General features: G+C 40.7%; 21 protein-coding genes. 4 read left to right on the forward strand and 17 right to left on the reverse strand.

What is annotated here, in order from left to right:
- Window positions 1–53: 53 nt before the first annotated feature.
- From ACTJJQ_RS16510 to ACTJJQ_RS16530, 5 genes are all read right to left on the reverse strand, one after another.
- On the reverse strand, window positions 54–962 hold the full coding sequence (locus ACTJJQ_RS16510) for a trypsin-like serine peptidase (protein ID WP_017359587.1): 909 nt from the start codon (window positions 960–962) through the stop codon (window positions 54–56).
- Window positions 963–1206: 244 nt separating this feature from the next.
- Window positions 1207–4350, reverse strand: a complete 3144-nt coding sequence (locus ACTJJQ_RS16515) for a bifunctional cytochrome P450/NADPH--P450 reductase (RefSeq protein ID WP_440600409.1) — start codon at window positions 4348–4350, stop codon at window positions 1207–1209.
- A 21-nt stretch (window positions 4351–4371) separates the two neighbouring features.
- Window positions 4372–4953 (reverse strand): TetR/AcrR family transcriptional regulator, encoded by a 582-nt coding sequence (locus ACTJJQ_RS16520; protein ID WP_017359589.1) that lies wholly within the window; start codon window positions 4951–4953, stop codon window positions 4372–4374.
- A gap of 228 nt (window positions 4954–5181) precedes the next feature.
- The gene (locus ACTJJQ_RS16525) at window positions 5182–5892 is read right to left on the reverse strand and encodes a DUF421 domain-containing protein (protein WP_017359590.1); all 711 of its coding nucleotides are present in this window, start codon (window positions 5890–5892) and stop codon (window positions 5182–5184) included.
- Between the two features lie 64 nt (window positions 5893–5956).
- Window positions 5957–8173, reverse strand: coding sequence for an RNA ligase (locus ACTJJQ_RS16530; RefSeq protein WP_440600410.1), 2217 nt, complete (start codon window positions 8171–8173; stop codon window positions 5957–5959).
- Between the two features lie 112 nt (window positions 8174–8285).
- On the opposite strand from ACTJJQ_RS16530, the gene ACTJJQ_RS16535 reads away from it, so the two are divergent.
- Window positions 8286–8477, forward strand: coding sequence for a hypothetical protein (locus tag ACTJJQ_RS16535; protein WP_081114950.1), 192 nt, complete (start codon window positions 8286–8288; stop codon window positions 8475–8477).
- 13 nt (window positions 8478–8490) lie between these two features.
- On the opposite strand, the gene ACTJJQ_RS16540 is transcribed toward ACTJJQ_RS16535, so the two are convergent.
- The 8 genes from ACTJJQ_RS16540 to ACTJJQ_RS16575 form a co-directional block, all read right to left on the reverse strand.
- On the reverse strand, window positions 8491–9399 hold the full coding sequence (locus tag ACTJJQ_RS16540; protein ID WP_081114949.1) for a DMT family transporter: 909 nt from the start codon (window positions 9397–9399) through the stop codon (window positions 8491–8493).
- A gap of 132 nt (window positions 9400–9531) precedes the next feature.
- The gene (locus ACTJJQ_RS16545) at window positions 9532–10254 is read right to left on the reverse strand and encodes a LutC/YkgG family protein (RefSeq protein WP_242730469.1); all 723 of its coding nucleotides are present in this window, start codon (window positions 10252–10254) and stop codon (window positions 9532–9534) included.
- Window positions 10251–11675 carry a LutB/LldF family L-lactate oxidation iron-sulfur protein gene (locus ACTJJQ_RS16550; protein WP_440600411.1) on the reverse strand — a complete coding sequence of 475 codons (1425 nt, stop codon included), beginning with the start codon at window positions 11673–11675 and terminating at the stop codon, window positions 10251–10253. The genes ACTJJQ_RS16545 and ACTJJQ_RS16550 overlap by 4 nt, the downstream gene beginning before the upstream one ends.
- Window positions 11676–11696: 21 nt before the next feature.
- Window positions 11697–12413 carry a (Fe-S)-binding protein gene (locus ACTJJQ_RS16555; protein WP_007499377.1) on the reverse strand — a complete coding sequence of 239 codons (717 nt, stop codon included), beginning with the start codon at window positions 12411–12413 and terminating at the stop codon, window positions 11697–11699.
- A 247-nt stretch (window positions 12414–12660) separates the two neighbouring features.
- Window positions 12661–14259 carry a M48 family metalloprotease gene (locus ACTJJQ_RS16560; RefSeq protein WP_440600412.1) on the reverse strand — a complete coding sequence of 533 codons (1599 nt, stop codon included), beginning with the start codon at window positions 14257–14259 and terminating at the stop codon, window positions 12661–12663.
- Between the two features lie 223 nt (window positions 14260–14482).
- Window positions 14483–15334 carry an SDR family oxidoreductase gene (locus ACTJJQ_RS16565; protein ID WP_440600413.1) on the reverse strand — a complete coding sequence of 284 codons (852 nt, stop codon included), beginning with the start codon at window positions 15332–15334 and terminating at the stop codon, window positions 14483–14485.
- A 135-nt stretch (window positions 15335–15469) separates the two neighbouring features.
- On the reverse strand, window positions 15470–15883 hold the full coding sequence (locus ACTJJQ_RS16570) for an Rrf2 family transcriptional regulator (protein WP_008343943.1): 414 nt from the start codon (window positions 15881–15883) through the stop codon (window positions 15470–15472).
- 48 nt (window positions 15884–15931) lie between these two features.
- A complete protein-coding gene (locus tag ACTJJQ_RS16575) occupies window positions 15932–16405 on the reverse strand; it encodes a VOC family protein (protein WP_366968809.1) in 474 nt (157 codons plus the stop codon).
- Window positions 16406–16564: 159 nt separating this feature from the next.
- Here ACTJJQ_RS16575 and ACTJJQ_RS16580 point away from each other — a divergent pair, with 159 nt between their 5' ends.
- A complete protein-coding gene (locus tag ACTJJQ_RS16580; RefSeq protein WP_007499382.1) occupies window positions 16565–17008 on the forward strand; it encodes a DUF2188 domain-containing protein in 444 nt (147 codons plus the stop codon).
- A 28-nt stretch (window positions 17009–17036) separates the two neighbouring features.
- Here ACTJJQ_RS16580 and ku read toward each other — a convergent pair whose 3' ends face one another.
- A complete protein-coding gene (gene ku, locus ACTJJQ_RS16585) occupies window positions 17037–17885 on the reverse strand; it encodes a non-homologous end joining protein Ku (RefSeq protein ID WP_242730464.1) in 849 nt (282 codons plus the stop codon).
- A 115-nt stretch (window positions 17886–18000) separates the two neighbouring features.
- Between ku and ACTJJQ_RS16590 the strand changes: the two genes are divergently transcribed.
- Window positions 18001–19866: a DNA ligase D gene (locus ACTJJQ_RS16590; protein ID WP_008343946.1), complete on the forward strand. Its 1866-nt coding sequence runs from the start codon at window positions 18001–18003 to the stop codon at window positions 19864–19866.
- A gap of 34 nt (window positions 19867–19900) precedes the next feature.
- Window positions 19901–20596 carry a YoaK family protein gene (locus ACTJJQ_RS16595; protein ID WP_008343947.1) on the forward strand — a complete coding sequence of 232 codons (696 nt, stop codon included), beginning with the start codon at window positions 19901–19903 and terminating at the stop codon, window positions 20594–20596.
- A 39-nt stretch (window positions 20597–20635) separates the two neighbouring features.
- Here the strand turns inward: ACTJJQ_RS16595 and ACTJJQ_RS16600 are convergent, their stop codons facing one another.
- The 3 genes from ACTJJQ_RS16600 to ACTJJQ_RS16610 form a co-directional block, all read right to left on the reverse strand.
- Window positions 20636–20857, reverse strand: coding sequence for a hypothetical protein (locus ACTJJQ_RS16600; RefSeq protein WP_008343948.1), 222 nt, complete (start codon window positions 20855–20857; stop codon window positions 20636–20638).
- Window positions 20858–21319: 462 nt separating this feature from the next.
- Window positions 21320–22432: a tetratricopeptide repeat protein gene (locus ACTJJQ_RS16605; RefSeq protein WP_008343950.1), complete on the reverse strand. Its 1113-nt coding sequence runs from the start codon at window positions 22430–22432 to the stop codon at window positions 21320–21322.
- A gap of 245 nt (window positions 22433–22677) precedes the next feature.
- A partial coding sequence (locus tag ACTJJQ_RS16610; protein WP_440600414.1) for a BclA C-terminal domain-containing protein occupies window positions 22678–23488 on the reverse strand: 811 nt, incomplete at its 5' end.

A 23488-nucleotide genomic window follows, 5' to 3' on the forward strand; every position in this document is an offset into this window, starting at 1 on the left:
ACGATAAAAAAAGCCTGTCCCCTGTAAAGGAAACAAGCTGAATGCCCTATTTTTTATTGCGCCTTCGCATAGTTGATAAATTCAACAAAAGCAGCAGTCGCTTTTGGTCCGCCGTTGATCGTTCCGTTTGAATAACCCGCATTATGGACCCCGACGATTTGTTGGTTCTGATCTAGCATCGCAGAGCCAGAGTTTCCGCTAAATGTATCGATCGTATAGTATGCGAGATTCGTATCTTCTCTCGTGACTGGACCTGACATTTCCCATTGTGACACTTTGCCAGTCGATCTCATTTTATCACCTGGATATCCAGAAATTTTAATCGTTGTACCTGTTAGATTTGTCACTTGACGAATAGAGCGATAGCCGACCGTATTTCCAATGTTCGTATCTGTTTTAATGACGGCAAAATCATATTGACTCGCCCCCGTGTTGATATATCCGCTTGGTACATAGAATTCGGTCATGTTTGCTGAGCCGTTCACGGCAGTGCTGTCATTCATGCCTGGGTAGACAGACCCTTTTGCACTATAGCTTCTTGTAGCTGTATTGTAGACGCAGTGTCCGTTTGTCAATATTTTGTTTGGAGCAATAAGTGTTCCGGTGCAACTAGATCCACCAAATGTAATATAAGCAATAGAGTTGTAGGGTGCTACTCTTGTATTCGTCACTTTTGTTCTACCATCGTCTCCAATGACTACTTTTGTTTGAAAGTCTTTTAAATATGTTGTGAGTGGTTTTACTTTTTCGCCAATAGTAGAAGAGAGATCATCCACTTTGTCAAAGGATGAGGGGGTTTTCATATCGTTGTGGAAGTCAGCTGAAGAAATCACCTTTCCGTCAGAAGTCACCATGTCATAATCAGACGTAAGTACTGAATCAGATGCTGCATGGGCAAAACTAGGCACACTTAAAGCACCAAAAACGAGTAGAGAAGGGATTAATTTTTTCATCTTTTTCATCATATTCCTCCTTTATGTCCTATATCAAAAATGATACGATTGTTTCATATTGGAGTAAATGAGAGAATATTCTTATTTTTTACAAAATATTTCATTTGTAAATTAGGTGTTTCGTATCTTCCAAATATTTATTCTAGCGATCTCTCTATGAAAAAAGAAAAACCGCCAATTTGGCGGTTTTAAGATTGTTGACAAAGGGCTAAAATGAACTTTATTTTAGCCCTTTGTCTTCTTTTCAGCGTGATCAGCTCCATACATCTTTTACATATCTGTTGTCATTGGCTAAAGATGTCAGCCATTGTTCAGCTGTTTCTTTCGCACACTGTTTCTCAGCCTGATACAATTCAATAAGTGTTGCCTCGACATCTGGTGCCATGACCTTTCCATCCCCGCAAATATACAGATAGGCGCCTTTGTCGAGCAATTCAATGAGCTTGGCTCCATCATTTTTAATGAAGTGCTGGACATACACTTTTTGCTCCTCGTAGCGAGAGTAAGCACGGTGGATGGTGACGACTCCTTTTTCTTGTGCAAGCTGCATTTCGTCATAATACAGATCATCTTCATGCGGGTGGCGGCAGCCAAAATAAAGATGGGCTTCACCTAACGACTTCCCTTCATTTTGCCATGCTTCCCTTGCCTGAATGAACCCTCTAAACGGGGCGATACCTGTTCCTGGTCCAATCATGATCATTGGTATTTCAGGAGAAGGCGGCAATTCGAATCCTGCTTGAGCTTCATGAAGGAAGCAGGCCACTTCATCTCCTTCTTGCAGTCCGCATAAATAGTTTGATGCGACGCCTGCATATTCACCGCGTCCGCTCCATGATTTTCCTTTCACAACAGCTACTGTGATACTAAGCCTCTTTTCATCTATCTTTGGCGAACTGGAGATCGAGTAATAACGAGGCTTCAATCCTGGTAAAAGGGCTAAGAAATGATCAAATGGCAGTTCACATGCTTCGTACTGTTCTAGTAAATCAAGCATGGTCACACGCTTCTTTAATACAGCTTCTTGATAAATTTCTCCCGCCATTTGTTCAAGTTCAATACGATGAGGTGGGCATACCGTATATTTTGCAAGATCTCTTAGCTGAGTACGTGTCACAGGCTCTTGTAGCTCTACATGTGACGCCAGCAATTCTCCGACTTGAATTGGCTGATTTAATGGTAAATGACTTGCTTCTTTTTCCGAAGAGAGTATCATGTGCTGCTCTGGATCCAGCTTAAAACGATCGGTCACTCGCTGAACGAGTGTTGCACTATTTTTTGGCACGATTCCGATATGATCTCCTTCTTTATAGTGCTTGCCTTCAGGTAATTGAAGTTCGATATGCCTTGTTTGGCGGGTACTTTTTTCAGATTGTAATTCTTGATTTTTCAATACAACAGCTGAAAAGGCACCGTATGTTTTAGCAACAGGACGTTCCACTAGCTCATTCGTATATGCAATGGATAGGTTTGGCTTTTCTTGACGTTTCTCCTGCAAGGTTAATTTGAATTCTTTTGCAAGCTCATTGAAGACTGTCTTCTGGAATGTTTCTTTATCTTCATCCATATCACCGCCCGCATCGCCTTCACCAATATCCGTTACACGCTTCGCCCCTTTTCTTTCAAGTGCTTCATCAATCAGACGAGGAATACGCTGATACGTGCTCGCCCAATTTCGATCCCCGCACCCAAAGACTGCAAATGTCACATTTGATAGATCCTGCTCCTCATCCTGCGTTACCCAATCCACAAACTGTTTCGCATGATCAGGCGGATGACCGTTGTATGAAGCCGTTACAATTAAAACTGCGCCTGACTCTGGTAACTTTCGAGTATAATCATCAAGCGGTGCCGTTGTCACGTCAAACCCTTTTGCTTTCCCGTCTTCAGCAAATTCGTTTGCCATCTGCTTTGCTGTGCCCAGATTTGATCCGTACAAGACCAATAGCGGTGTTCCATGACTTGCTATTTTCACTTCAGCAGATGCCGTGCTTTTTGTTGGTTCTTCTTTCGGAGGCGCCATAAAGAATTGCTGCTTTCTTGGCCGCACTTTGATTTTAAAATCATTCGGCTTAATCGTCAGGGATTCTTTTAAATCCAGTTCATACGACGTATGGTCAATCAATTCAAGGTTGTGCAGAACCATCGCCAGAACCATCGTGGCTTCGTGAAGGGCAAATTGCATCCCAATACATGCACGCTGGCCATTTCCGAACGGTTTATAGGCATGCTGTGGAATCTTTTCAGGATGCATAAAACGTTCAGGCTTGAATTCTTCTGCATCCTCCCCCCAAACCGCTTGATCCCGATGTAATTTAGGAAGCAGCACATTGACACTTTGGTTTTTTTGGATCGGATATTTTCCTCCAATGACTGTATCCTCTTTCGCATAAAGAGAGAACGTAGGCGCCGTCGGCCAGAGGCGAAGTGCTTCATTTAAGACCATACGCGTATAACTTAGTTTTTGAACCTGCTTAAATGTCGGCAGTCCGCCTTGTAGCACGTTGTCTGCTTCTTGTACGGCTTTTTTTAATTTGTCTGGATTCTTTAGTAAAAAATAAATCGCAAATGACAACAATCCACTTGTTGTTTCATGACCTGCTATTAAGAAGGTAATGATTTGATAACGGATATTTTCATCCGACAGGCGTTCACCTGTTTCAGGATCCTTTGCATGTAGCATGAGAGATAGTAAATCATTGCCCGTTTTATCTTGTTTTTTCCGTTCTTGAATAATGTCATCTACTAATTGCTTCATAAAATCAACATCTTGTTCAAATTCTTTTCTTCTTTTGATCATTAATTTATCTGCGACCGGCAATCTGCTTGCTTGATCCATCGCTTCATTTAAACCATTCAGCATGCTTTCAATAAATGGATGTTGATTTTCTTTATAAAAGCTGTTAAATCGAAAATCAAAACCGCATAGCCCGATCGTATCTAAAGTGAGCTTTGTCATATCCTCTGCTACTTCAATTTCTTCATCACGGCCCGTTCTTTGCCATTTTTGTACAAGCTGTGTGGCAATATCGAGCATCATCTCATGATAGCCCTTCATGGCCTGCTGGCTAAACGCCGGCATCAAGATGTGATGAGCCTTTCTCCAATTCGGCTCTTCTGTCCAACTTGTAAATAACCCATCCCCTGAAAATGTTCTCACTTTATTGAGACTGCTTCCAATGAATTTATCAAAACGCCTCTCATCAAATACTTCTTTGGCAAGTTCATGGCTGGAAACAAAAATACTTGTTGCTTTTGAAAATTCAAACTGAAAGATCGGCCCTAATTCATCTGCCAGCCGCCAAAAAGTTTGAGAAAGCTCTCCTTTTTTGATATGAGGAATATTTTTTAAAGGTCCGTATGTTTTTGGTTTTGGAATGATTGATGTTTGTTGCATGTGCCCACTCCCTTTATTTCTTTATGATGCAACGCTAATGGCACGCCATAAGCATTGCTCAATATCTTCTAAAAATTCAATCGTTGGTTCAATTTCCTCTGCTAGAATCTGTTTATGAAGCTGAACGAACGCTCCAAATACAATGGATAAAATCGTTCTCCCTGAAAGATTTGGATGAATTCCATCCTTTTTGCCTTCTTCAAAAATATGAAATAGCTCATTTAATAGCTGCTGCATCTTCTCTTTACTTTTCTCATCTAAATAGTGTGAGCGTTTGTCAATTTCTAAGAAGTACAGACCACTTGGATTCTCTTTTGTAAAGAGCACTAAGCAATAAAAGACATGTTTGAAATAAGCCCTAATGCTTGCTTTAGGGTCTGGACTGTTTGTATTCACCTTGTCGATAAATGCAGTCAGGCTTCGCTGGTATAAAATGTTCACAAGAGCCTCTTTACTATCAAAATAACGATAAATGGTTCCTGCTCCAACATTGGCTCTTTTCGAAATCATCGGCATCGTTGTACCGTCAAAACCCCGTTCAATAAATAAGTCCAGAGAAGCCTTCATAATCTGCTCCTGTTTATCAGTAGTTGCTGCGGGCATTTCATCCTCTCCTTTCGTTTTATCAGGAATGAATATTCATTCCGCTTGGTGTATATTATATTAATATTTTAAATTCTTCTATTTATACTTAAACATACTTATTTTTCTCCGTCACTACATTTTTTGAAAATAATAATAATTGAGAAATGATACCTAGATAGATGACATCCAAACGACTTATAAATATTGGCAGTTCTGTGACGCGCGGGTGTCGACTGAACTATATGTTCATTCTTGGTCAATTGGAGAATGGATGTGATCGTCATATGTATCAATATATAAACTGCCATTACTTGAACGAACCGCATAAACAATGTCTTTTAAAGACAGCTGCCTTTTTTGAATTTCTTCATATATCCACTGCTCCGTTAATTGGTTTTCATGAAGGTTTTTCAAAATGAGCTTTCCGTCCATAATGACTTCAATGGGCATGTAACGCTCTGCCTGCATCCATAGGTTAAGATCTTTTCGCGTGACATAATCAAATGAAGGGTATTTTTTCACCGACATATGCCCATCTGTTTCAATCATTGCAAATTCAACTTCACTAATGTCAAACACATTCTTTTCTCTGAGCTGTTGATTTAAATAATCAAGTGTATACCTCATTCCTTTCATATTCTCTTCAAGGATTTTGCCATTTTGAATCACAAGCGTTGGTTTACCGGCCATAAAACCTCTCACCTTCCGGCTTCTTAAAGCAAGTAAAGAAATCACATAAATAATGATCACAAGTGTCACAAAAGAAATGGTTGTGTGATGAAGCGGAAGCGTAGTATTAAACGCCAAGTTCGCCGCAATTGAACCTAGACTGATCGCCGCAATGAAATCAAAAATATTCATTTGTGCAATGGTTTGCTTTCCAAGAAGACGGGCACCGCCGAATAAAATAGCAAAAGCAAATATGGTTCGAAGTATGACTTCAATATGATCTGGCATTTCAGCTTCCACCTTTCGATTTCATGAAAAAAAGCCTTTTCTCTAGAAAAGACTCTTTGTTAGACTATGCATTTATTCCGTCATTATTCAAATGGCCCGCTTCCGTTTGCTCAAATTGTGAACGCAGCTCAATGATTGAGCTGTTTCTCACGTTTACTGGATCTTGCTCGAGTAGCCATGTATAAAATCTTGCTTGCTCTGCTGTTTGCAAAGCCTGCATATATTTTTGGGTGGAGCGCTTATCTGCAACACGCTGTTTAATGGATCGCATTTGCTTCCAAAATTGATAATAAGGAAGCTTTAACTTGGTCATAAAGCCGCTATTATCCTCAATGACATAGCCTTCTTCTTTGATTGTGTCATCATGTGATACAGATTGATACCATTTATAGAAAGAGGTCCAATCATGAAACACTGCCACTTGCTGTTTGCACCGCATGCCAAGCTGTTCACTGAGCCTTTTCACTTCAGCAAATGGTTCTTTTTGATAGCTCAGCTGACGCTTCACGATATCAAGTAAAATGAGTTGATCATGATCATATGTGATAATATGCGGATCTTTCTCTGGCAAAATGACTTCAAATACAAGGGATACATGGTTGTCGCGTACGTATGATTTGATGTAGTCGACCTGCACATCGTCAAAGGTCGCATAAAATAGCTCTTCGACCCAAGCAGCATGCTGATTTTGCTTCACATGTGACGTATACGATTTGGACGTAAACACCAGCTCATCTTTTATGTCGTTAAACCCAACCGTGCCTAAGTATCCATTTGCTTTATCATAGACCGTCACAGGAAATTGAAGATGATTCACTAAATGCTGCATTCTTGTTTCAGGACGTTCATCAATATTAAAGAACTTATTATAACTTCTAGACACAATCTGCTTTGAAGTCATATTGATAAACAACCCTCTTGCTTTGACATTTATTTCATCCCATTGTCTTTCACTAAATGCTTTTTTCGTGAAATTAAAAGATGAAATATCGTGTGGCAGCTTTAATTCCTGTACATATTCATGCTGATCTAAATGGGCTAAAAAATCACCCAGCGTCAAATTGGGCTGAACAAAGACCGGTTGCTTGTTTTCAGAAGCTCTGTAGACAGGATTGTCAATTTCATGTGTCTCAATCCCGCCTGCTGTAATTTTTAACACACGCAACTGTCCACCAAATTCAACCTGACCTTCGAGGTTATAAGATCTTTCCGCCGCTTGGATAGGCAGTCTATATAAATTGCGATGACCGTGAATTTGAATGATATCTAATCCAGAAGTATTTTGCACAAATAAGTGGTCAATGTCATCTGAATATTCACCTACTCCGTGAATAAGCTGCTGCGTTGAGACATGCAGAAGCTCTTCTGGCAAATGGGCAAGCCCACCATGGGTGACAAGAAATGTCTGACCATGATACGTAAAATAGGTGAGCTGATGAAATGTTCTGACAAACTTCCTTAATTCTTTTAGGTCAAAACCTGCTTCCGCAATTTCAGGCGCAGTATGACGGTTAAACATATTACTTCTCACTTTTTCTTCATGTGCATATTTGTAAAGATGCTGATCATGATTTCCTTCAATGACGATCACATTGCGGCATTCTCTATGTGCCAGCATCCATTCTAAAACTTCCTTGTTTTCTATTCCTCTATCAAGCAAATCACCTGCAAAGATATAAAGCTCGTTTTCTTTCAAGTCTCCTTGCAAATAAGTATTTAGAGCTGTGTAACAGCCGTGAATATCACCGAAGACGTGAATGGCCTCATACTGATCAAAAGACCTGGGCTGATACGTCATAATGACTGGATATTCCTCAGGCGTCAAAACGGTTACCCATGAAGGCACCTTCTCTGTCTTTAACCGTTCATTCATTTGATATAACACAGATTCCTTCACTACTTTGTGCGGCTCTCGACCGCGATTTTGCAGCAGGGCTGTTTCAAGAGGCACTTGCGTAAAATCGACGACATACACTCTATAGCGGTATGAAGTAGCTAATGATTTATACTGCGAAATGGACTTACTTGTGACATGTGTTGCATCAATGACAGTAAAGTCTCCTCGTTCCATTCGGGCTGTGAGGAGTTCAAATAATAAAGACCAGACTTTATGATCATGTTTGCTTGAAATTTCTGGTTTCCCATTGACTGATAACTGCGGAGGCTGGGTTAACAGACGGATCTGATCCGCTGATAATGTATATGGTTCTAAGCCTTGTTCTTTGATCCAAGTTGATTTACCTGCACCTGGGAGACCTCGTAAAAGGACTAAAGTTCTCATAATGGTTCTCCTTTAATGAGTGATATTTTACCTATTATAGATAAATTATGGATAAATCTCAATCTTTTATTGAATATGGTAATATATAGATATCGAAAGGGAGGGGTTACATATGTCTAATGAAGAGAGGGCTGCATTCAATATTGGGGATATTGTATTTCAAGTATTTTCTCTTCTATTCATCGCATTGATCGTGACCATCGTTGTCATCGCGATTCGAATGATAAGAAGAAAACAAGTGGAATTGAAGAAAGTCGAGGCTAGATTAAACAAAGTAATTGAAAAAAATCATTTAAAAGAGTAAAAAAATCCGGGAGTTAACCGGATTTTTTTGTTTTCATCACGATCCCTTGTCGCTGCTGCATCAAAAAGAAAAAGACACCTAAAAGGACAAGAAGACCACCGAACATTTGTAGCAGCGTGACTTTCTCTCCAAGCAGTAAAACAGCGAGTATCGTTGCCCCAACAGGTTCGCCTAGAATACTCATTGAAATAGTTGTCGCATTCACATAGGTTAACAGCCAGTTATTAATCACATGGGACATGGTAGGGATAATGGCGAGCAGTAAGAAAATCCCCCATTCTTTACCCGAATAGCCTACAAAAGGCGTTTGCTGTATAAGGTTAAATAAAATTAAAAAAAGGCCGGCAAAACCAAATACACAAAAACTATAAATCCAATGAGATATCTTTCTCACAGCTTGTTGACCGATTAATAAATAACAAACAACAGCGATTACACTGAAAAAGGATAAAATGTCTCCTATAATGGCGTCTTGGTTATGTCCGATATCCCCCCATCCAATCATGAGCGCACCAACAATCGCCGCACACATTGTGAAAATGGCTGACTTCGTTGTTCGTTCACGAAAAATGAGAAATCCGCCTAATAATGACACCATCGGCTGAAGTGCAATGATGATTGTAGAGCTCGCCACTGTGGTGAGCTTCAATGAGCCGAACCACAAAACAAAATGGAGCCCTAAAAAGAAACCTGACATACATAAGAAAAACCAGTCTCTCCGCTTTAACGAGACAAGCTCTTTTTGACGCGGCAGAATAAAGGGAAGCATCAAAACCGCCGCAAATATCATTCGATACATACTTAAAATAGCAGCAGGCGCACTTGACCACTTCACAATAATGGCCGAAAACGAAATCGCAATGATGGAGATCACAAGCGGCACCGCAATCGACTTCTTTGGAGCATTTGTCTTCATTTCCATTAGCAGCTTCCTTTACATCAGCAGTAGATGAGCTTCTCATCTTATATGACGTCATCTTACTATGACTATTCGCCTAGAGGCAAGATGAATTTTAAGAATGTTTACATAAAAAAGGCTTTCTTCACGAAAGCCTCATTCATCATCTATTAATACATAAACAGCCCGCACCGGCCCATGAACACCAACCACTAAATTCATTTCAATATCGGCAGAATTACTTGGACCTGATATAAAATGAATGGCGCCTTTCGTCTGCTCTCCTTCTTCTACTAAGCGATGAAGAGCTGAAACAGCATGAATCATCCGCGGGACAATTGTGCTTTTTTCAATACATACGATATACATCATCGGTAAAAAATGAAGTGCTCTCCCTTGACCTTGATGGGAGGAAAGAACAACCGTTCCGGATTCTGCAAGTGTGTAATCACTGAATACCACTGCATATTTCGCTTGTTCTGCCTGCCTTATATTTTCTTCTCTTGATGTATCTGCATTCCAGCTAGTGACTGAGATTCCTTCTTTCTGCAAAGCTTGAAACATAGGATGACATTCATATTGTGCAAAACGTCTATCGCTCGAAGTCATCACAGGACCTTCTCCATACTCTTTCATCAATAATCGTAACGTTGAGGGTGCTTCTTTTGGCGTTGTTTCTACCACTCTCGTATGAATTTGCTGACATTGCACCTTCAATTGCTCTATCAATTCTTCTTTCGACAGACCTTCATTTGTTTCCCAATTGACTCGATTCTTCCAAGCCGGACGCCGAATAGATGCAGGCTTGGAGGAGCTTTTGCCTAATTGTTGCTGGATATGTGCTAAAAATGGATCTCGATGAGAAATGGTTCCTTTCATTGCCGCTCCTCCTTTTGTTTCTTTTTAAACCAATCCCGAAACCTTTCTTTGCTTGGCGCTGGGAGGTCACGAATTTCTGTCCAATTCTTTAAAGGACCCGCACCTTTTGAAATCTGTCCGTTTGAAGCCATATGTTTCAAGAGCACAGGGGCTGCTTTTGTTCCAAATCGATACATTCTAGGAGTGGATGCGCCCATTCCGAACATTTTCATTGCCATCATTTCCGCTTTAGGCGCTCTCCCCTTTTTTTCAACGATGGCTTGTCGATGTTTGATTAATAATTCGTGAAGTGGAATTTTCACTGGACAAGCATCTGTACAGGCTGCGCATAAACTTGAGGCGAAAGGAAGCTCTTGGTAGTCGTCATATCCTCCAAGTAGCGGCGAAAGAACAGCGCCAATCGGACCCGGGTAAATTGATCCGTACGAATGACCGCCAACATGCCGGTAAACGGGGCACACATTAATACAGGCTGCACACCGAATACATTGCAAAACTGGCTGAAATTCCGTCCCTAATATATTTGACCGTCCGTTATCCACAATGACCAAATGAAACTCTTCTGGTCCATCGACCTCTCCTTCTCCTTTTGGTCCCACGACAGAGATATAGCTTGTTAACTTTTGACCGACTGCGCTTCTGCACAATAGACCGACAAGGACATCGAGCTCCTCCATCGTTGGTACAAGCCGCTCCATTCCCATGACTGCGATATGTGTCTTTGGAATGGACGTGACAAGATCCGCATTCCCTTCATTCGTCACAAGACAAATCGATCCTGTGTCAGCCACAGCAAAGTTACAGCCCGTCACACCAATATCTGCTTCAAGAAATTTTTCTCGTAACAAAGCTCTTACAAATTTGGTCATTTCTTCAGGAGTCTCTGACATATCATATCCAAGCTTTTCGTGAAAAACTTCCCGTATTTGTTCTTTCGTCATATGAAGGGCTGGTGCCACGATATGTGAAGGTGGTTCATGGTCATCAACTTGAAGAATATATTCTCCAAGATCGCTTTCAACTACCTCGCAGCCAATCTCTTCTAGCGCTTCATTCATTTCAATTTCTTCTGTGACCATTGATTTTGATTTCACGATTTTTTTTGCTGCTTTTTTTTGTGCTACATCTTGAATGTACGCCGATGCCTCTTCCTTTGTTTTTGCAAAAAACACATGACCTCCACGTCTACTCACGTTCTCACTTAATTGATATAAGTAGTCATCAAGATGGGCAAGTGTATGCTGCCTGATGTCCTCTCCAAGTTCACGCCACTTTTCCCAGTTTCCAAGCTCTTCACTTGCGGTCATCCGCCTTTTATACAGACGCTCCTGTGCTGAGGAAACAGCTCCTCTCATCACAGCGTCTTCTAATCCTTCGCCGATCCGCTCTTTAAAAGCCTTCTCTCCAATTTTCATACTCATGTGCCGTTCCCCCTCTTAGCTTCAGCGGCTATTCAACACTTCTGCGATATGCATCACTTTAACTGGCTTATGAAGACGATTCAGCCTTCCTCCGATATTGAGCAGACATCCACAGTCAGCACCGATGATATATTCAGCGCCTGCCTCCTCTATGCTTTGTACTTTTTCATCAACCATCTGCTCAGAAATGGGTGTCATTTTGATTGAAAAAGTTCCTCCAAATCCGCAGCAATTTTCAGCGCGAGGCAATGGTTCCATCACCAAATCTTTGACATTTGACAACAGTGTGAAAGGCGCTTCTTTAATTCTAAGCAGTCTCGTCATATGGCAGGAGGTATGATAGGTGGCTTTTCCTTTCAAACTCGCTCCTACATCTGTTACATGTAATATATCAACAATAAATTCCGTTAATTCATATGTTTTCGCAGCAAGTGCCTGAGCACGGGCGAACCACGCTCGGTCTTCTTTAAAAAGGTGCGGATATTCTAAAAACATGGCCTTACAAGAACCTGATGGTGTGACGACATATTCAGCTGATTCAAAGGCTTTCATCATATTTTTGGCCGCTTTGATTGTTTCTTTTGTATAGCCGCTGTTAAAGGCGGGCTGCCCGCAGCACACTTGTGCCTCAGGGAATTCTACTTCAACACCGAGCCGCTCTAATACCTCAACAGTCGCCTTTCCTACATGTGGCTGCATCGTGTCAATTAAACAGGTGACAAATAAACTGACTCTCATCGGCGAACTTCCTTTCTTTTGCTGCACCTTGATTTATGTCTGGTCATCTGATGACTAAATAATGGACCTTCATTTCATTTTAATCCCAAATTTCTGAAATTTCAACGAACGGATTTGTTTAAAGTTTGGATATTGTGCTTGTGAAGGTACATGAAAAAAACGCCCTTTTTACAGGGCGTTTGAGAACATTCATGTTTTTATTTCTTCATACTACCGAAGGAAGTGTCGTCTTTCACACAAACCGCCTTCACTTCATGATTTTCTTTATGTGATGAATTCGTTTTTCAAAAGAAGGATGACTTTCACGCCATTCAGATTTTCTTCCGTCATCTCCATCTTCTTCAATCAAATGACTTAATTTTATCAAAGTATTGAGATATAGAGTTTGATTCTCAAGATGGTGAACAGCAAAGCGATCCGCCTGAATCTCAAATAACCGACTCATTTTCTTTGGCAACCACTCCGTCATAAATATTATGATTAATACCCCTACTGGGAACAACAAAATATATTGCCACCAACCATTGGCAAGCATCACCTGTCTGGCATAATACATACTGATTCCCATAAGTAAAGTGACAATCACAGTGAGGTAAATGGTGAAATGCGCATGTTTTAATTTTACATGTCCCATTTCATGGAATAAGATCGCACGAATTTCCTCTGTATCAAACTTATCTAATAACCCTTCCGTCACATATAGATTGACTTTTCTTCTAAATGGAAGTTGAAATGAATATATCCATGCATTCACATCATGTTGTGAGTCTTTTTTTACCCATATTTTTACCTTTTGGTTCGTTTGATGCTCAATATCTTTGCAAATATTTATGAATTCGTCCGTCCGTAAGACTTCATACTTATTTATCATTTTTTGAATGAATGAGTGACCCATGATAAATAAGATTACTAGGGCGAAATACCAAGCACAAAATAGAAAAAGATGATTCATAACCTTCGCTTGAAACGACAAAGGCATGACTAAATAAGAGCCGAAATATATCAAGGATAATGTGATAGCACCAAATAAAACGGCTTGCTCCCTAACGTTTAGAAAGAATGAATTTCCTAAAGTGTCTTCATTTTCTCCTAATACATCAGAAGAATTTTTTGTCACATACTCAAATGAATAAGCTGTCAATAAGACTGACAGGAAACTAGGCACAAGTATAGAGAGAATCATACTCAACACATAAGATCCTGTAACTGATAGCACGTATCCCATTAAAAAATAATAATTTAATCCCAAGGGAAGAAAAATGGCTAGAACAAAGGGAATGAATAATGTGAATAGGTTTTTCATCGATTCATGAAGGTTAAAAAGGAAAAATAACAAAGCGGGCAAAAGAATTCCCATTAGAGTCATGAATGTAACAAATGTGATGCTATACTTAAAGTTTGTGTTGATCTTAGTTGTTTCTGTTAGATTTGTTAGATTGTATGTAGAAAAGAAGGGATTTTGCGTTACCTGTTCCATCATGATCGTCTCATCATGGATAGGTACAAAACCTTTTCTTAGAAAAACCAATGCCTTATCATTCATTATTTTGTCTGTTTCAATCATACTGATTCCATTCGTAGATGGGATCTGTGTGAGATTTATGTTCTTTCCACTTAATTGAAGGGATGCTTCTGAAGGGCCATTGAAAGAACCGTCTTGATAGGTTAATAAAACGTCACCCTGATATAGCGAATGAGCGACGAATACTTTTGGGTTGCTTTCTTCGTTCGAATCAAGTAAAACAAATGGTGAAACAACGGCTGAACGAAAGCCGAGTTCAATCATAATGACGATGATTGTGATCATACTGGCAGTCAAATAAGAGAGGAAGGCTTTGCGTAACATGTCATCACATCCTGCTGTTTAATAGGACTAAAACAAAATGAATATCTTGAATAATGTATTTCATAATAAAGTAAGCGTCATTCATTTGCTGGAATCATCTCATAAAATTCTAACATCTACATACAAGAATATGTACGACAAAATGGACATTACACCTATTTTTTCAAAATAACGGATCAACAAGGATAGAAAAAACGCCCTTTTACAGGGCGTTTTTAATTGTTTAGTTTGATATCATTTCTCGTATTCTATCTTCAATAGGTGTTAAAGAACGGCCTAATAATTTTTCGAAATCATTGCTTTCGACTGTTAACGCACCATCACGAATTCCGCTTTGCATCGCTTTGAAAAATGGAACGACTTCTTTTGGCACACCATTTGACGCTAAAAATTCTCCAAATGCGTCTATATCCATGTGCTCTACTTTGATTTCTTTCCCGCTCACGTTGCTGACCATTTGTGCAAGTTCAGTGTGTGTGCGAAGCGGACCTGACAATTCATAGATTTCCTGATCATGTGCCGGCATTGTTAACGCATTTGCTGCTGCTTCTGCATAGTCATCTCTTGTTGCCCAGCCGACTTTACCTTCACCAATTGGGCTGATAAACGGCGCTCCGTTCACTGATGCCAGAATCGTATCTTTTTCATTTTCCACATACCAATTGTTTCTTAGAAAAACATGAGGTATGCCAGAGGCCAAAATTGCTTCTTCTGTTTTTGCATGGTCATGTGCTAGGTTAAGCTGACTTTCTCTTGCATTGACAACACTTGTATAAGCAATAAATGACACATTCGCTGCTTTCGCTGCTTGGATGGCATTGATATGCTGCTTCACGCGGTCTCCATCCCCAGACGAAATGATCAAAAGGCGATCAATCCCTTGAAACGCTGATTGAAGTGTATCCGGCTGTGTGAAGTCTCCCTTGCGCACATCCACCCCAGCTTCCTTTAGATGAACTGCTTTTTGCGGATCTCGAACACTGACCGCAATTTGTTCAGCTGGCACTTTCGCGAGCAAATGTTTGACGACGAGCGATCCAAGTTGTCCTGTTGCACCTGTCACTAATAATGTCATTGATTTGACCTCCTCATTTTTCGTTCAACGGTGATGTTTCATGTATGAAGCAGCTAGTTTCTTGCATCAGATCATTCGTTATAATCGAAATGGTTACAACGAAGGGGTAAAAAAAGCTCTATGTATGAGCTTTTTCTACTCCGCCTCGATTAATAATTGCTTAATTGTCACTTGTTTAAGGTGATGCTCAAGTGCGGACTGTGCTTCTTTAAGTTCTTGCCGCAGTCTCGTATCCATGGCTTGACCAATTGGACATGCAATGACTGGTTGATGAAAGTTAAATAACTCTTCATCTGCGCTTACATCCACAGCCCGGTACACATCTAGTAGAGTAATGTCCTCTGCCGGCCTTTTTAAGGAAGCACCGCCAACTCCTCGGCGAATCTCAATGAGATCCGCCTTTTTGAGCATAGCCATCATTTTTCTGATAATGACTGGATTTGAATTAACACTTTCTGCAATAAAATCCCCTGTGCACTCTTTTGAAACACCCGCAATAAAAGACAAGATATGAACAGCAATGGTATACCTGCTGCTAATTTGTTTCACATTCCTTCACCACCGTTGTAATCAATATAGTTACAATAAGCGGTTTTGTCAATCAATAAACGGATGTTTCTTTCTTTCCCAATCTTCAAATGTCATCATCTCATGATGTTCTCCTGCATCAATTTCAAGCGGTGCTATGCATTCAAGCAAATTGCCATCTGGGTCAAGAAAGTAAATGGCAGCATGAAATTGTGGTGGATTATCAAGAACTAAAGGCTGCTGCTCTTCCGAAAAACCAAACATCGGATGAATGCCGATCCCTTTTTCTATCAGCCATTCTTTGATCTGGTCAATGCTGGATGTTTCTATTTGGAAGGCGACATGTCGCGTCGCTGGATGATATGGAACAGTGGACATATCAACCTTCCAAAGACCAAGCCAGCTCTTTCCTTTCTCAATCCATAAAAAGGCCACTCGTTCATTTTCATGAGCAAGCGTTAATTCCAATTTTTCAAAAAAAGAAATGGATGCCTTCAAATCACTCACAGGTAAATGTGCTTCATACAAGCCTTTCATCATCATTTCAATCACTCCTTTACTATCTTCTATTGTGCAGGAATTGAAAACATTCTTCCTCAGCAAAACGATGTATTTCAACCAAGCCATTGGATTGAGATGGTTAAATGTTTGATCCATTGCATATGGGGGAAGGTGTTCAAATAAAAGAAAGGAGCGTTCAATATGCCTTGGACAATGGAAGATTATCCAGCTTCATTCCAATCACTAGACAAAGTCATTCGAAAAAAAGCACTTGAGATTGCCAACAAAATGGTGCAGGAAGGCTATGAAGAAGGTAGAGCGATTCCAATTGCGATCAATCAAGCGAAAGAGTGGAAAAAGAATGCGACGGAAAAAGAAATGGAGGACTTTCACTCTCATGGTTCTGTGACTCCTTCTAAGAAAAGCAGCTCTGCACGACCTGAGCTCATGGATCATGCGCAGCATGTCGTGAAACATGATGAAGGCTGGGCGGTTCAAACTGAAAAAGCGAAGCGTGCAAGTGAGGTAAAAGAAACGAAACAGGAAGCCATCGACCGCGCGAAAGAGATTTCATCTAAAAAAGGAACAGCAGTTGTCATCCACCGAACAGACGGGACGATTCAGGATGTAGTGAAGCCAAAATAAGACCGCCCTTTGGCGAGCGGTCTTTTCTTTATGCATTCTTTTCTTTTTTAGCGGGTGCTTTTCTTTTCTTAGGTGCTGCTTTTTTCGTTTTTTCTGGTTTTGATCGATCGATAGAAGCCTGCAAAGCGGCCATTAAATCGGTGACATTGGATGAAGCCTCTTTTTTACCTGTCGTTGCTGGTTGAACGGTATGTTCTCCAGAGATTTTGTCTCCAATGACATTCATCAGCTGCTCTCTGTATTCATCGCGATAAGCGGCTGGATCGAATGTGGTGGTCAGCTGCTCAATTAAAAGGAGTGCTGTGTCTAACTCTTTCTTCACGATGTTTTCCTCTTGCGGGATATTCGGGACGTCTGATACTTGTCTAATTTCGTCAGGGAAATGAATGGTTTCCATTAGTAAAATATGTTCGTAGCACCTAACAATCGCTAATTGCTCCTTTGAGCGAATCATGATCTTGGCTACACCGATTTTCCCTGATTCTTGCAACGCTTTTCTTAATAAAGAATAAGCCTTTGCTCCGCCGGTATCTGGAGATAGAAAATAACTTCTTTCATAATAGATGGGGTCGATTTCTTCTATCTTCACAAAATCAATAATTTCGACGGCTTTTTCTTCATTTTCTTTTCTCAGCCTTTCGAGTTCTTCCTCATCCAATTCAATGAATTTATTTTTGGCATACTCGTACGATTTTACAATTTGCTCTGGCGCTACCTCCTCGCCGCAGTTAGCACAAACCTTTTTGTAGTTAATCGGCGTATGGCATTCCTTATGAAGCTGTCTTAATTTAATATCTTTGTTTTCTGTAGCGGTAAACAGCTTGACTGGAATATTCACCAGTCCGAAGCTAATGCCGCCCTTCCATACTGTATGCATCGTAACGCCTCCGTTCTTTTCTCCTTACTATGTAATGTTTTCATCAGAGTTATGTATGTTTATGAAAATTTCATCCCACCATAAGAACACATGATGTAAGGAAGTGAAAAACACAATGAAACCGATGCGTTTAACGTCTGCACATGATATTCCTGTTGGAGCAGACTGGCTGTATGAATTAAAATATGACGGCTTTAGGGCCATTCTTATTTGGGAAATAGACACCATCCATTTAGAGAGCAGAGCGGGAAAACGATTAAACAAACAATTTCCTGAAGTCATTGATCAGTGCCAGCAACTAACAAAGCAGCTTGCACCTTTTTTACCGCTGACCCTAGATGGAGAATTGGTCTTTTTACTGAGTGAACAAGAAAGCGACTTTACAAAGGTTCAGCAAAGAGGCCGCCTGAAAAACACAGAAACCATTCAACGCCAGGCTAAGCGGTTTCCATGTCATTTGATTGCATTTGATCTATTGAGATGCAAAGGGAAATCCCTCGTTGATTTACCGCTGATTGAAAGAAAAGCTGAGCTGCATGAGGTGTTCCAAGCAGCAAATCTTCCTCCCTCCGTTCAGCTGAATCACCCCTCTCTTCTTCAAATCATCCAAACCGATAGCAGCCCTGATGACATGAAAAAAATCATGCTGACATATTTAGCGGAAGGATTAGTTGCTAAAAAGAAGATGAGTAAATGGCAGGAACATACCCGATCGAAAGAATGGCTCAAAATCAAAAATTGGCGGTATGTATCTGTCATCGTGACTCGTTTTGATAAAGACAATGGCTATTTTCAAGGATGTCTTTATCAAGAAACGAATCTCATAGAGGTTGTCCAATTTAAGCATGGTTTTTCTAAAGAAGAAGAACAAACCCTGCGTACCTTATTTCTAACCAAAGGTCAAATGACTGAAGCATCACATTATGAAATCCCACCATCCATTGTCGCAAAGATTGCCTGTATCTCTTTTGATGGATCAGCCTTACGAGAGCCCCGGTTTTCTTCGTTTTTATTCGATGCAGATCCAGCAACGTGTACCTTTCAACACATGCTCAAACAACTTTATCCACTCCCAGCTATGATTGATATCACCCACCCAGAGAAACCGGTTGTACCTGCCCTTCATATCACAAAGGCAGATTACTTACTTTATTTGAGGCAAGCCGCTTCCTGTTTATTACCTTTTTTACGTGAAAGACGTCTTACGTTAATACGCTTTCCTCATGGCACTGGTGGAGAATCTTTTTATCAAAAGGCAACGCCCGATTATGCGCCTGATTTTGTTGAGACAGATCAAGCGCACGATATGTCTTACACAATCTGTAATGATCCTAATACGTTGCTTTGGCTTGGTAACCAGCTGGCGATGGAATTTCATATTCCTTTTGAAACGAGAGATACAGATCGGCCTGTAGAAATTGTATTTGATTTAGATCCGCCTTCTGTTAAAGAGTTTCACCTAGCAATAGAAGCAGCCAAACGAATCAAGGCCATTTTAGATGGACTCTTTCTCACCGCATTTATTAAAACAAGTGGTGGGAAAGGGCTACAAGTTTATATCCCATTGAAGAAAAATGCCTTCACATATGAACAAACTAGACAATTCACTGCGTTCATCTGCCAATTTTTATGCGAACAAGCACCCGAGCTGTTTACGCTAGAGCGTCTAAAGAAAAACCGCGGCAACCGTTTATATTTAGACTACCTTCAACATGATGCTGGAAAAACAATCATCGCCCCGTATTCCCCGAGAGGAAACGAGCTCGGACTTGTTGCAACACCGATTGAATGGGAAGAATTAAATAGCGAAGAATGTCACCCTTCTTTATTTACGATGCCGGCTGTTATAAAACGTCTAAAGGAAAAAGGCGATCCATTCCGGAAAATGAGGCACCATGTGAATGATGATTCTTTTCGACAAGTTTTATATCAGCTGCAGGACATATTACCAGCTCATAAAATGGACACACGCGGTCATTAAGCGTTACACTTATTCATTAGAGAGGAAGAAAGGGATGACCATTTTGACCGCACACTCAATACGAAACATTGCACTGATGTTCTTATGTCTTACCGCAGGAATAGTGGATGTTATTGGCTATTTAAGCCTGGGGCATGTGTTTACAGCAAATATGACGGGAAATATTGTACTGCTTGGCATTGCAGCAGGCAGTTCATTGCAGTTAACCGCTCTTCATTCCATCACGGCACTTAGCGGATTTGTTCTAGGTGTTTTACTAGCTGTTGTCATAGGTGGAAAACAAGAAAAAACATTTTGGCCAAAAGCCGTTACACGCATCTTTATCATAGAAGTCATCATCTTGCTTCTATTTGCTCTTATGACCATTTTTCCTTATACGCAAGGTGCTTATTTTATGCTGATTATCCTTTTAAGTATGGCGATGGGCATGCAAACGGCGGCCGCACGCAAATTAAATGTCGCTGGCATTTCTACAACAGTTTTAACGAGTACACTTGCTAACTTATTTGAAGATTTGGCGCAACGCTTATCAAATCGGGAAAAAAGAAAAGCCCCTATTCAGCATGTGAGCTTGCTGCGAATCGGTTCTATTGTCTTTTACTGCCTAGGTGCTGCTTTAGCTGCGTATACAGATGCTTACGATCCGTTTATCATCATTTGGCTGCCTATTTGCATCCTAGGGGTTATTGTGATCACAGCTACATTTAAGCACTTTCACCAATTGAAATAGCCAATCTTAGATGGCTATTTCAATCACTGTGATGAAACATTAATAACTTCTTACATAAAAACCAGGAGGACGCCCCATAATGAATGTGGAGCCATATGGAGAATATCCAGAAAACGTCCCGAACCCTCCATATCCAGGGTAACCTCCTAAGCCCGAGAACACGCCAGGGCTCACATAATACCCGCCAAAGCCAATATGAGGTCCCACTGCTCCGCCGCTAAAACCGCCGCCATGAAAGCCTCCATACACCCGTGGATCCATACAATCACCTGCCTTCAACTTACACTTCATCTCATCATATGCGTGACAAATGGAGCGGTGTTCCCTCTTTTGTAACAATTTCTATGTACTATAGACCAATTTGATGAAATTTGAATGAAAAGTCCTGCAAAAAATTAAATTAAGCAAAGAAAGGTGACCTTTTTAACTTGTTGCTCTGCCCTATGTTTATTTAGAATAATGGAGCAGGTAACAAATTTGCACACCCCCTTTGTTGCGAATTCTTCTTATTAAACGTTCTTGCAGCGTTTAATAAGAAGAGCCTATTTTCACCCATATAAAAAACCCTTGCTGATGATCATCAACAAGGGCGAGATATGATTGGGTGATTAACCACCAATGATTTTTTCTGCTACTTCGAAAGAACCCGCTACATTTTCAGTTAAAACAGCCGCAGCGACCGCTAAACCCACAACGAATAATACTTTTAATCCTGTTTTCATCTTATATCAACCCCATTCTTTTCATATGTAAATCCGCTTCTAAACTTTTATTCAAGTAAAAAACAGACTGCTCATAAAGTGCTTGCTTTTCACAATACTTTGCAGCAAAGTGAGAAAGCTCTTTCACTTCATGATATTCATTCTTTTCTTCTAACTTTCTTAATTTCTCATTAATTTGCTGAAATCTTTGTGGCACATTCGTTAAGTAAAGATCATGTACGATGCCTATTTTGAGCTGAAACACTTCATGAGAAGCATCTTTTATTCGTGCATATGCAGCCTCTATATACTGGCTTGCGCGCTGCTTTTCACCAATCACACAGAGTTCCCGGCTGATCAGATACGTAGAATGGAAAAAGAAATCTGAATCATAATACTCTTGATGAGACAATGCTTTTTCAAGATGGCTGATGGATTCTTTCGGTTTATTCCAAAATGAATATAAAATGGCCACATTATGATGGTGCTGAGCCAGCATAAAATCATCCTGTTCGCTCGTCAACACCTCTTCCGCCAAACGATAATTCTCAAGCGCTTCTTCGTACCTGCCAATCTCTGTAAGGTTGGCTGCAATAAGAGAATATGAAAGTGCAGTTCTTCTTTCATATTGCTTGTGACGTTTATAGACGTGTAGAGCCCTGCGAATATAACTTAATGAAAGCATAATATGACTCAGGCGATAGTAAAGCCACGCGACCTTAAAATCGAAATCAGCGCGTTCAATTTCACTCGGAATTTTATCTAAGAGCTTTTCCGCACTTTGATACATCTGTAATGCAACCTCATAATTCCCCTGATGCTGTTCATACACACCCTCATAAAAATCAAAATAATAAGCAAGGCGATTAGACAAATCATCATCTTTTTTCCCATAATGGCCTTCTATACTTTTCGTTGAAACATTGCCTTTTTGCCCTCTTAAATTGTACATCAGAATATGATGCCTTTTCTCTAGAAGAGAATAATACATGAGGATGTCAGCATCATCAATTTCCTCTACTGCCTGTTTCGCTTTAGCAAATAGCCGTTCTGCCTCATCTGCATGATCTTTTTTGATTTCCATGTTCCAGTCATTTAATAGTGATGCCAATTCCGCCACAGGAACTTTGCTCATTCTACACCCCCAATCACCTTCAGCTACACCACATGATTTCACTAAATATGGAACTTCTATTAGCAATTGCTAATTAGTCCATTTGACATCATTTTAATATGAATCACTTGAATCTTCAATAACCGATTCCTTCGTTATTGCGTTTCTTTCTCCTAGTCAATGATGCATACACTAAAAATTCCGTCTTTTTTCTATTAAAGGACACGGTTGAATTGAAAAAAAAGCCCTTATTGGGCTTTTTGGATTTATTCCAATCTGATAATGGTTAATGCCGCTCCAACAGATCCCCCGCCAAGTAATACTACGGTTGCGACTAAACCGAATATTTGAAGAGAAATTTGATTCCCTGCTGCAAGTGTTGTAATGAGAGATACGTTGTAGGTAGATGTAGATAAAGCGGGTGATAAAATAGACCCTGCTATGGGTGTTCCGTTGTTAATTACCCTTGCTCCTGCAAGCAGTGAAGCGTTTGTGTTTATTTGATACGTGATGAAATACCTCCCTGAAACAGGTACAGTAAACACCGTATTCCCACCACTTACAGTAAATCCATCTAAACTTTGGTTATTAGGCAGCGTCACTGCCGTTCCGCCTAAAACAACCAGCACCGTACTTCCCGACGTATTGGATGCGTACATCGAGTTAGTTGTTAAACTAGTACCGGTTGGACCTGTGTCACCTGTGGCTCCGGTTGAACCAGTTACTCCCGTTGGACCTGTGGCACCAGTTGTGCCCGTTGCACCGGTTGAACCCGTGGCTCCAGTCGGGCCGGTTATTCCTGTTGAACCCGTGGCTCCCGTTGGACCCGTGACTCCGGTTGAACCCGTGGCTCCCGTTGGGCCAGTTACTCCCGTTGGACCCGTGGCTCCCGTTGGGCCAGTTACTCCGGTTGAACCCGTTGCACCGGTTGAACCCGTGGCTCCAGTCGGGCCGGTTATTCCTGTTGAACCCGTGGCTCCCGTTGGACCAGTTATTCCTGTTGAACCTGTGGCCCCGGTTGGACCGGTTACTCCGGTTGAACCCGTAGCTCCGGTTGGACCAGTTATTCCGGTTGAA

It is taken from the genome of Bacillus sp. 22483, assembly GCF_052044605.1.
Classification (GTDB): domain Bacteria; phylum Bacillota; class Bacilli; order Bacillales; family Bacillaceae; genus Bacillus; species Bacillus altitudinis.